Origin of the sequence: Erwinia sp., from assembly GCF_031978025.1 — a bacterium.
Classification (GTDB): Bacteria; Pseudomonadota; Gammaproteobacteria; order Enterobacterales; family Enterobacteriaceae; genus Erwinia.
Map to the genome: position 1 here is coordinate 1 of NZ_DALZCD010000176.1, position 8,974 is coordinate 8,974.

Consider the following 8,974-nt stretch of genomic DNA (forward strand, 5'->3'; position numbering starts at 1 on the left):
TACTACTACAGCATTCGCCGCAGTGCAGAAGTGTGCCGCTTTAATGAAAAAACCCGCTACCTCTGTGCGTTGCCCGCCGCACACAACTATCCGCTCAGTTCGCCGGGCGCGTTTGGCGTGTTTTATGGCGGCGGCCTGGTCGTGATGGCGGGCGACCCCAGTGCCAACCTTTGCTTCCGGCTTATTGAAAAACATCAAATTACGGTGACGGCGCTGGTCCCGCCAGCCGTCAGTCTGTGGCTGCAGGCCATTGAGGAGTGGGGCAGCAATCGGGCGCTCAGTTCGCTACAGCTGTTGCAGGTGGGCGGTGCACGCTTAAGCGAAGCGCTGGCTGCCCGTATCCCGACGGAAATTGGCTGCCAGCTGCAGCAGGTGTTCGGCATGGCGGAAGGGCTGGTCAACTATACGCAGCTGACCGACGACGAGTGGCACACCTTTTCGACGCAGGGTACGCCAATGAGCCCGGACGATGAGGTCTGGGTCGCGGACGAGCAGGGTAATCCGCTGCCGCAGGGCGAAACCGGACGGCTAATGACGCGCGGTCCGTACACCTTTCGCGGCTATTACCGCAGCCCGGAGCACAATGCGCAGGCTTTTGACGCCAACGGCTTTTACTGCTCCGGCGATCTGATTTCCCTCACGCCGGACGGCTACCTCTGCGTGCAGGGCCGCGAAAAAGATCAGATCAATCGTGGCGGCGAGAAAATTGCTGCAGAAGAGATCGAAAACCTGCTGTTACGCCACGAGGCCATTCTGCATGTTGCGTTGGTTTCCATGGAAGACAGCCTGCTGGGCGAAAAAAGCTGCGCCTTTATCGTCGGTAAGCGCCCCGTTCGCGCCGTCGAGATCCGCCGCTATCTGCGTGAGCTTGGCGTGGCGGACTTCAAGCTGCCCGATCGTATTGAAACCGTCGACGAATTGCCGCTGACGCCCGTCGGTAAAGTGGATAAAAAATACCTGCGCCAACAGCTGGATGCCAGCCAGACTCATTGAATTCAGGAGAAAAAATGACTATCCCTGCACTGCAAGCCTATGCGCTGCCTGCCGCCGTCGACCTGCCTGAAAACAAGGTGAAGTGGACGTTTGAACCCGCCAGAGGCGCGCTGCTGATCCACGATATGCAGAACTATTTTATTCATTTTTGGGGTGAAGATTGTCCGATGATCAAACAGGTCATCAGCAATATCGCCGCGCTGCGTGATTATTGTCGCCAGAACGGCATCCCGGTTTACTACACGGCGCAGCCGAACCATCAAAGCGATAAAGACCGCGCGCTGCTGAACGATATGTGGGGACCGGGCCTGAATAAACATCCGGAGCAGCAGAAGATTGTCGCCGCGCTGGCACCGGAAGCGGACGACGAAGTATTGGTGAAATGGCGCTACAGCGCCTTCCATCGCTCGCCGCTGGAGCAGCATCTGAAAGAGACCGGCCGCGACCAACTGATTATCTGCGGGGTGTACGCCCATATTGGCTGCCTGACCACGGCTATTGACGCTTTTATGCGTGATATCCAGCCTTTTATGGTGGCGGATGCGCTGGCTGACTTTAGCCGCGATGAGCACCTGATGGCGCTGAAATATACCGCCGGCCGTGCCGGGAAAGTCGTGCTGACGGAGGATCTGCTGCCGGTGCCGCTGAGCATGGCCCGGCTGCGCGCGTTGGTGCAGCCTATGCTGGATGAGGACGAAGTGCCTGAAGACGATGAGAACCTGATCGATTACGGTCTGGATTCGGTTCGCATGATGGCGCTGGCTGCTCGCTGGCGTAAAGCTTACGGCGATATCGATTTTGTCATGCTGGCGAAGGAACCTACGCTGGCCGCCTGGTGGCGTTTGCTGTCGCGGGAGCACGCATGAGCCGCGATTTTATGAATAAATATATCTGGGTAACCGGCGCCGGCAAAGGTATCGGCTATGCCACGGCGCTGGCTTTTCATCAGGCAGGCGCAACGGTTGTCGGGCTGGATCTTGCTTTTCCTCAGGCTGATTATCCTTTTCAGACCGTGGAGCTGAACGTGGCCGACGCGCAGCAGGTGAAGACCGTGTGTCAGCGGCTGCGGCTGGAGGCGCCGCGGCTGGACGTGCTGGTTAACAGCGCGGGCATTTTGCGGATGGGAGCAACCGATGAGCTGGACGTGGCGGACTGGGAAGCGGTGATGGCCGTCAACGTCGGCGGCGCGTTTAATCTGTTTCAGCAAACAATGCCTTTGTTCCGCGAGCAGCGTAGCGGCGCTATCGTCACCGTGGCATCGGATGCCGCGCACTGTCCCCGTGTTGGCATGTCGGCCTATGGTGCGTCGAAGGCGGCGCTGCGCAGCCTCAGCCTGACGGTGGGTCTGGAGCTGGCGCCTTTTGGCGTACGCTGCAACCTGGTGTCGCCAGGCTCGACCGATACCGATATGCAGCGCACGCTGTGGAAAAGCGCGGACGCCGAACAGCAGCGCATTCGCGGCTTTGCCGAACAGTTTAAAATCGGTATCCCGTTGGGCAAAATCGCCCGGCCGGATGAGATCGCCAGCACCATCCTGTTTCTTGCTTCCGATCAAGCCAGTCATATCACGATGCAGGATATCGTGATCGACGGTGGCAGCACGCTGGGGGCGTAATGACAAAATCGATTTGGAAACGCCAGCCGAGTCTGGATGAGCTTAACCGCATGTGCGAAGGGTCGATGGTGGCCCATTTGGGGATGACGTTTACCTTGCTGGCAGAGGGCAGGTTGGAGGCGACGATGCCGGTCGATGCCCGCACGCAGCAGCCTTTTGGCCTGCTGCACGGGGGGGCATCGGTGGCGCTGGCGGAAACCTTAGGCTCTATGGCGAGCTTTTTGACCAGCCAGGAAGGGCAATGCGTGGTCGGCACGGAGATCAACGCCAGCCATCATCGCGCCGTGACCGGCGGTCAGGTGCGGGGTGTTTGTCAGCCGCTGCATTCAGGCCGCAGCCAGCAGGTCTGGGAAATAGCTATTTATGACGAAAGCAACAGGCGCTGCTGTACCGCACGACTGACCACGGCGCTGCTGGGCTAATTTTTGGCTCGCCGTACCGCTCAGGGCGGCGGGCATTTTACCTGTTGTTATTCAGTTACATGGAGAGAATATGAACGTAACTTTCAGCCGTGGAAAAGGCTACCTCTTGACGCTGATGCTGTTTACCGCCGCGATCCCGGCCTACAGCGAAACCGCAGAACCGCTGCGCCAGCCGGTTGCCAAAGGGGCTTATGAAATGGCCTACAGCCCGTCGCAGCAGGCGCTGTACGTGGCCACCTCCGGTAGTCGCCAGCTGGATAAAGGCGGCGTGGTTTACCGACTCAATCCGCAGACGCTGGCAATTACCCAGGCGATACACAACGATCTCAAACCTTTTGGCACCGCCATCAATAATAAAACCGACACGCTTTTTGTTGGCAATACGCTGAACAGTTCGATCACGGCGATTGACGTTAAAAGCGGCGAGGTAAAAGGGCGTCTGGTGCTCGATACACGTCCGCGTAGCGAAACCTTCTATCCGCTGGCACCTCGCGAGCTGGCAGTGGATGAAAAAACCAATACGGTTTATGTCAGCGGCGTGGGCGAAGAGAGCCGGATTTGGGTGGTGGATGGCGATAAACTGACGCTACGTCATACGCTGGACGGCCTGGGCAAGTACGCCACCGGCCTGACGCTGGATGCCAACGCGCACCGCCTTTACGCCACCGGCGGTGATAATGAACTCTTCACCTTCGACACCGTGAGTCATCAGCTGTTGGCTAAAGTGAAGCTGGCGGAGAGCGAGCACTTTTTCCTGAATATCAGCCTGGATCCGGCTACGCATCGCGCCTTTATCACCGACGCTAAACAGCCTGAGCTGCTGGTAGTCAACACCGAAGACGGCAAGATCATACAGAAAGTCGCCGTGCCAACCTCGCTGGCGGTGCTGTTTAATCCGCAGCGTGATGAAATTTACGTCACCCATCGTGAGGCCGGCGAGGTCAGTATTATTGACGGCAAAACCTATAAAGTTATTAAAACCCTTAAGGCGCCGACCCATCCAAACAGTCTGGCGCTGTCGCCGGATGGCCAGACGCTGTATATCTCCGTTAAGCAGGCTTCCTCCCGCAAGCAGGAGGCCACTGCCCCTGATGACGTGATGCGCGTCGCGCTGTAGCCCTTCGCCCTGATGCCGTCCGGGGCTTTATCTTTACGCTTCCGGCTAAAAAGTGACCTTTACGGTGATGGTGGTTATGTTATATTGCTAATAACTACCATCACTGAGGATAAAACGATGAGCGCTATTCCGGGTTCTTCAGGTATCGCGACGCGGGTAGGCACCCCCAAAGAGATCCAGGCTCATTTGAATAAATCCCGTGCCGATCGCGTCTTAGCCATGACTTTCGTGCATCAGCAGCCGGGCGTGGTCGAGACGCTAACGGAAAACCTGCTGAACATGACGGTTTCCCTGCTGGATGTGCTACGCGAGCGCCAGGAACAGGCCTCGCTTGAGCGGCTGGCGGAAATCATGCTGCCTTCGGCTCCCGTGCCGCCAACGCTGCTGAAAGAGGCCGCCATGCTGATCCAGGCCCGCAAGGCGGTACTGGAAAGTGGAGACTGGCTGACGGCGACAAACGTGGCCGAACTGGCCGGCTTCAGCGCGCGTAATCCCAGCGCGCAGCCGCATAAATGGAAAAAGCAGCAGCAGATTTTTACGCTTCAGCACCACGGCATTGACTACTATCCGGCCTACGCCCTGTCGGCAGAGACAGGCTTCCGGCCCTGTAAGGCCATGGCTGACATCGTAAAAATTTTCGCCGACCACAAGGACGGTTGGGGAATGGCCTACTGGTTTCGCGCTGATAACAGCGCCCTGGGCGGTGAACGACCGCAGGACCTGCTTCTCAGCAGCCCGGAGCGGGTGATCGAAGCCGCAAGGGATGAAGTGGCCGGGGTTGAGCATGGCTAGCCCGGACGGGGCTTTACCGCTCCCCCCTGAGGGACTTGCTCTTACCCTGACGCTGCTCAACGCCGGGGAAAAGCTGCACCGTATCCATCTTGATAACTATCAGGCGGCGCAGTTTAATCCTGGGCTTAAAGGTAATGCGCGCTTCAGCCCGATTAAAGACGGTAAAGGTCGCGCTATTCCCACGCTGTATGCGGGGACGACCTTTTCCTGTGCGCTGATGGAAACGGTCTTTCATGATGTCCCGCATACCGCCGGCTTTAAAAGCATAGATAAGGCAAAGTTTACCGGCCAGCTGCATTCCGTTATAGAAGTCACGGAAGCGCTGAGGCTGGTGGATTTACGCAGCCTGGCTTTACACAAGCTCGGGCTGAAGCGCAGCCAGTTAATCGATACGGAAAAAAATCGGTATCCGGCCACCCGAAAATGGGCCGAGGCTATTTATTGCCAGTGTCCGCAGGCGCAGGGATTGCTTTGGATATCCAGACAGGATGATGCCGCCCGGGCGATCGTGCTCTTTGGCGATCGCATGGGTAAAAAAGCGCTACGGTCTACGGGCGCTTCCCGTTCTCTTTTACAGGACGGTGCGACCTGGTCAAACGTTCTGGATCTGGCGGAGCGGATAGCGTTAACCATTGTACCCGCACGGTACTGATCGGCTTCTTTCCTGTCGGCTATGCCACTTTTGCTTTACCATTCTTGCCTGCACCGGGTGCAAACTTGTCATCAATTGCTGTTAAAACTCTCCGTTTTAAAAAGGACTAATGCAATGAAAGAAAGGTTTCCGCAAGGCTTTATGTGGGGTGGCGCGACCGCCGCGAATCAGGTAGAAGGCGCTTACGACGAGGACGGGAAGGGGCTTTCCATCGTGGATGCCATCCCGGGCGGGAAATCGCGCCTGGCTATCGTTTCCTCGCCTGATTTTGATTTCACCCTTGACCCGTCCCGCTACACTTACCCCAACCATAAAGGCATCGACCACTATCACCGCTTCCGTGAGGACATCGCGCTGTTCAAAGAAATGGGCTTTACATGCTACCGTTTCTCCCTCGCCTGGACGCGCATCTATCCCAACGGCGTCGAGCAGCAGCCCAACGAAGCGGGGCTGCGCCATTATGATGAGGTGATCGATACCTGCCTGGCGCACGGCATTGAGCCGGTTATCACGATTTCCCATTATGAAATGCCGCTGCATCTGGCGACCGAATTTGGCGGCTGGAAAAACCGTGACGTCATCGGGCATTTTGAGCGCTTCGCCCGTACGGTGCTGGAACGTTATGGCCAGAAAGTGAAGTACTGGATGACGTTTAACGAAATTAACAGCGCGGTGCACTTCCCGATGATGAGCCAGAGCCTGACGGTAAAGACCGGTGCGCTGGATCCACAGGCGAAGTTTCAGGCGTGGCATAACCAGTTTGTCGCCAGCAGCCTGGCAGTAAAAATCGCGCATGAAACCCATCCCGCCATCCAGATTGGCTGCATGATCATTTACGCTACCGCCTACGCTTTTGACTGTAATCCGCTTAACCAGCTCGCCACGCTGAAAGAGACGCAGGCGTTTAACTTTTACTGCGCCGACGTGCAGGCAAAGGGCGAATACCCTTATTACGCTAAAAGCCTCTGGGCATCGCTGGGCGTGACGCTGGATATCCAGACAGGCGACATGGAATTAAGTAAAGCGCATACCGTGGACTACATCGGCTTCAGCTATTACATGTCCACCACCATCAATAAAACCGGCGCGGAAGCGGACGCGGCACAGGGCAACCTGCTGGGCGGGGCGCGTAACCCTTTCCTGGAGGCCAGCGATTGGGGCTGGGAAATTGACCCGGTTGGCCTGCGTATTGGTCTGAATCAGCTTTACGATCGCTACCAGAAGCCGCTATTTATTGTTGAAAACGGTTTAGGCGCGAAAGATAAGCCGGACGAGCATTTCCGGGTTGAAGATGATTACCGCATCAACTACTTACGCCAGCATATTGACGCGATGGCGGAAGCGATTGATGACGGCGTCGAGCTGATGGGCTACACGCCGTGGGGCTGCATCGATCTGGTCAGCATGTCCACCGGCGAAATGAGCAAGCGCTACGGCTTTATCTATGTCGATCTGGACGACACCATTTCCGGGACGGGCAACCGCTATAAGAAAAAATCGTTCTACTGGTATCAGAAGGTCATCGCCAGTAACGGCCGCGAAGTAGATTAAGAGGAAAGGGCCGCACAGGAACGATTCTGTACGGCCCATCATGTCAGACAGGCAGTCGCTCTTTAAGCTCGTTAACAAAAGCCACGTCATCCAGTTCTGCGCTTAGCTCATGACGTATAGCATTGCTGAAATTCCCTGAGCCCTCGCAGCTGTCATGATAACCATGGGACAGCCAGTTCCAGCTGCCAAGGGTGATGTAGCGTCCGTCGACCACCAGCAGTTTTTCGTGAGTGCCTTCCGGCAGGCGAATGACATTCTCTTTCCCTAGCTGGTCGCAATACTCTGTAATCAGGTCATTATCGTTATCTTCACCGCGATCAAGCCGCTGATGGTGATAGCCATAACAGACCTTCACTGTCACGCCACGACGCTGGGCGGCTATCAGCATTGCCAGTTCCGGGCGCTGCCGGCGGCCGCCTCTTCGTATCCAGGGCGTTACGATAAGGAGTTCCCGTTCGCATGTGGCTGCCTTGGCCTTGAAGGCTGCAATATGCTCACAATCTTTATAGTAACGCTGTAAGCGTGGCGTCTGTGTTATACGCCCGAAATCGGGATGCTGACTGCCCTGTTCAAGAAGAAAATCGTCGGCCAGCGTTTGAGCCACTATCGCCAGATAGCCGCCAGCCTGCTTCAGGCGTCGGTAATTTCCTACTACGATAAACTGCTGTCTGGCCCGAGAAACGACCACATTGAGCATATTGGGGGCGTCGTTCTGGAAACCTTCTTTATCCAGAGGATGGAAAATAACCGGGCTGTAGATAATGACTTCAAACCCTACGCCCTGAAACTGATGGACCGTTCCGATACAATTTTTTTCCCAATGGTTCATCCGCTTAGCAAACCGCTGGATCAGGAGAGACTTCTGATTAGTATAAGGGGTTACAATCCCAACATCAGCGCTCAGGTCGTAACCCGCTTCTTCCAGCTTGTCTAACAGCTGCCCAATAGCTTCTGCCTCATCAAGGTTGGTGTTGGTTACAAGGCCTTTCTGACCTTCCACGCTGTAAAACATCAGGTGGTGTCCCCCCGCCTTTTCAAAAGCCCGGGCAATTCTTTCGTCAGGTAGAGCCGTTTCTACCGTCACACCCTGGTAGCCCGCCACGCGGGTAAATAATTGAGCAATAGGTAACTGGCAGCGACGATGCTCATCCAGAATGATGCCGTTACCCGTATCACTGACGCGGCCGGTAGCACTGCCGGCCGCCCGATGGTAGGCGGTGACGGTGACAGGTGAAACCCGCTCATAAAGCGTATTGTTCTCAGCAAAATGGCGTTGGCGCAGCAGTTGTTGAGAGCCTTCAGAAAGATTACGAATAGGCTCAATTTGCAGAGGATCGCCTACGATCATGGCCTTTTCGCTGCGGCTCAGTAGGGGGACTAGCGATTCTGCCGAAATCATACCCGCCTCATCGCAAAGCGCCAGAGCCCAGGGCTTATGACCTTTCAGCTCGCTGAGTTTGCCGTACCCGGCCATTTTGTAAGCGGAGACCAGCGTGGTCGCCATTACCGGGTAAACCAGCGACAGCGAGCTGTAAAAGTCATCCAGGTTGTCCATCCAGCGATAATAACCGGCGCCTGCATTCTGACGGGAAATAAGCAAACGCCAATGCGTGACCACGTCTTCCAGATGATTTTTCCGTTTCAACTGTTCCTGCCAGAGATAGCCTATAGCATCGGCAAACATTTCACGGTGTTGCCGGATAAAGCGTGTACGTAAAATGTCGCACCAGTTGCCTTCAGGATAATGCTGTACATGCTCGTCGACGTAGTACTGCGCCGTTTCAACCCTGTGCTGTAATGCCGTTAATTCAGAGACTTCTTTCTCCAGCATC

The 8,974-nt window shown here is 56.1% G+C and carries 9 protein-coding genes; 8 read left to right on the forward strand and 1 reads right to left on the reverse strand.

What is annotated here, in order from left to right; genetic code table 11:
* From RTK32_RS14275 to RTK32_RS14310, 8 genes are all read left to right on the forward strand, one after another.
* Nucleotides 1-993 (forward strand): AMP-binding protein (locus tag RTK32_RS14275; protein ID WP_312045057.1); only part of this gene is annotated, 993 nt, incomplete at its 5' end.
* A 14-nt stretch (nucleotides 994-1,007) separates the two neighbouring features.
* Nucleotides 1,008-1,859, forward strand: a complete 852-nt coding sequence (locus RTK32_RS14280; protein ID WP_312045059.1) for an isochorismatase family protein — start codon at nucleotides 1,008-1,010, stop codon at nucleotides 1,857-1,859.
* Nucleotides 1,856-2,608 (forward strand): 2,3-dihydro-2,3-dihydroxybenzoate dehydrogenase, encoded by a 753-nt coding sequence (gene dhbA / locus RTK32_RS14285; RefSeq protein ID WP_312045061.1) that lies wholly within the window; start codon nucleotides 1,856-1,858, stop codon nucleotides 2,606-2,608. Before RTK32_RS14280 ends, dhbA begins: the two co-directional genes overlap by 4 nt.
* On the forward strand, nucleotides 2,608-3,030 hold the full coding sequence (locus tag RTK32_RS14290; RefSeq protein WP_312045063.1) for a hotdog fold thioesterase: 423 nt from the start codon (nucleotides 2,608-2,610) through the stop codon (nucleotides 3,028-3,030). Before dhbA ends, RTK32_RS14290 begins: the two co-directional genes overlap by 1 nt.
* Before the next feature lie 70 nt (nucleotides 3,031-3,100).
* On the forward strand, nucleotides 3,101-4,147 hold the full coding sequence (locus RTK32_RS14295) for a YncE family protein (RefSeq protein ID WP_312045065.1): 1,047 nt from the start codon (nucleotides 3,101-3,103) through the stop codon (nucleotides 4,145-4,147).
* A 117-nt stretch (nucleotides 4,148-4,264) separates the two neighbouring features.
* Nucleotides 4,265-4,939 carry an antitoxin Xre/MbcA/ParS toxin-binding domain-containing protein gene (locus RTK32_RS14300; protein WP_312045067.1) on the forward strand — a complete coding sequence of 225 codons (675 nt, stop codon included), beginning with the start codon at nucleotides 4,265-4,267 and terminating at the stop codon, nucleotides 4,937-4,939.
* Nucleotides 4,932-5,591: an RES family NAD+ phosphorylase gene (locus RTK32_RS14305; RefSeq protein WP_312045069.1), complete on the forward strand. Its 660-nt coding sequence runs from the start codon at nucleotides 4,932-4,934 to the stop codon at nucleotides 5,589-5,591. Before RTK32_RS14300 ends, RTK32_RS14305 begins: the two co-directional genes overlap by 8 nt.
* 114 nt (nucleotides 5,592-5,705) lie before the next feature.
* Nucleotides 5,706-7,142, forward strand: a complete 1,437-nt coding sequence (locus RTK32_RS14310) for a glycoside hydrolase family 1 protein (protein ID WP_312045071.1) — start codon at nucleotides 5,706-5,708, stop codon at nucleotides 7,140-7,142.
* A 43-nt stretch (nucleotides 7,143-7,185) separates the two neighbouring features.
* Here the strand turns inward: RTK32_RS14310 and RTK32_RS14315 are convergent.
* The coding region (locus RTK32_RS14315; RefSeq protein ID WP_312045073.1) for an AAA domain-containing protein at nucleotides 7,186-8,974 on the reverse strand (1,789 nt) is incomplete at its 5' end.

What these genes read in the sequence shown, in the direction of transcription:
- RTK32_RS14300 (WP_312045067.1), top strand. Translation starts at nt 4,265, where the DNA reads ATGAGCGCTATTCCGGGTTCTTCAGGTATCGCGACGCGGGTAGGCACC.
- RTK32_RS14305 (WP_312045069.1), top strand. Translation starts at nt 4,932, where the DNA reads ATGGCTAGCCCGGACGGGGCTTTACCGCTCCCCCCTGAGGGACTTGCT.
- RTK32_RS14290 (WP_312045063.1), top strand. Translation starts at nt 2,608, where the DNA reads ATGACAAAATCGATTTGGAAACGCCAGCCGAGTCTGGATGAGCTTAAC.
- RTK32_RS14310 (WP_312045071.1), top strand. Translation starts at nt 5,706, where the DNA reads ATGAAAGAAAGGTTTCCGCAAGGCTTTATGTGGGGTGGCGCGACCGCC.
- dhbA (WP_312045061.1), top strand. Translation starts at nt 1,856, where the DNA reads ATGAGCCGCGATTTTATGAATAAATATATCTGGGTAACCGGCGCCGGC.
- RTK32_RS14295 (WP_312045065.1), top strand. Translation starts at nt 3,101, where the DNA reads ATGAACGTAACTTTCAGCCGTGGAAAAGGCTACCTCTTGACGCTGATG.
- RTK32_RS14280 (WP_312045059.1), top strand. Translation starts at nt 1,008, where the DNA reads ATGACTATCCCTGCACTGCAAGCCTATGCGCTGCCTGCCGCCGTCGAC.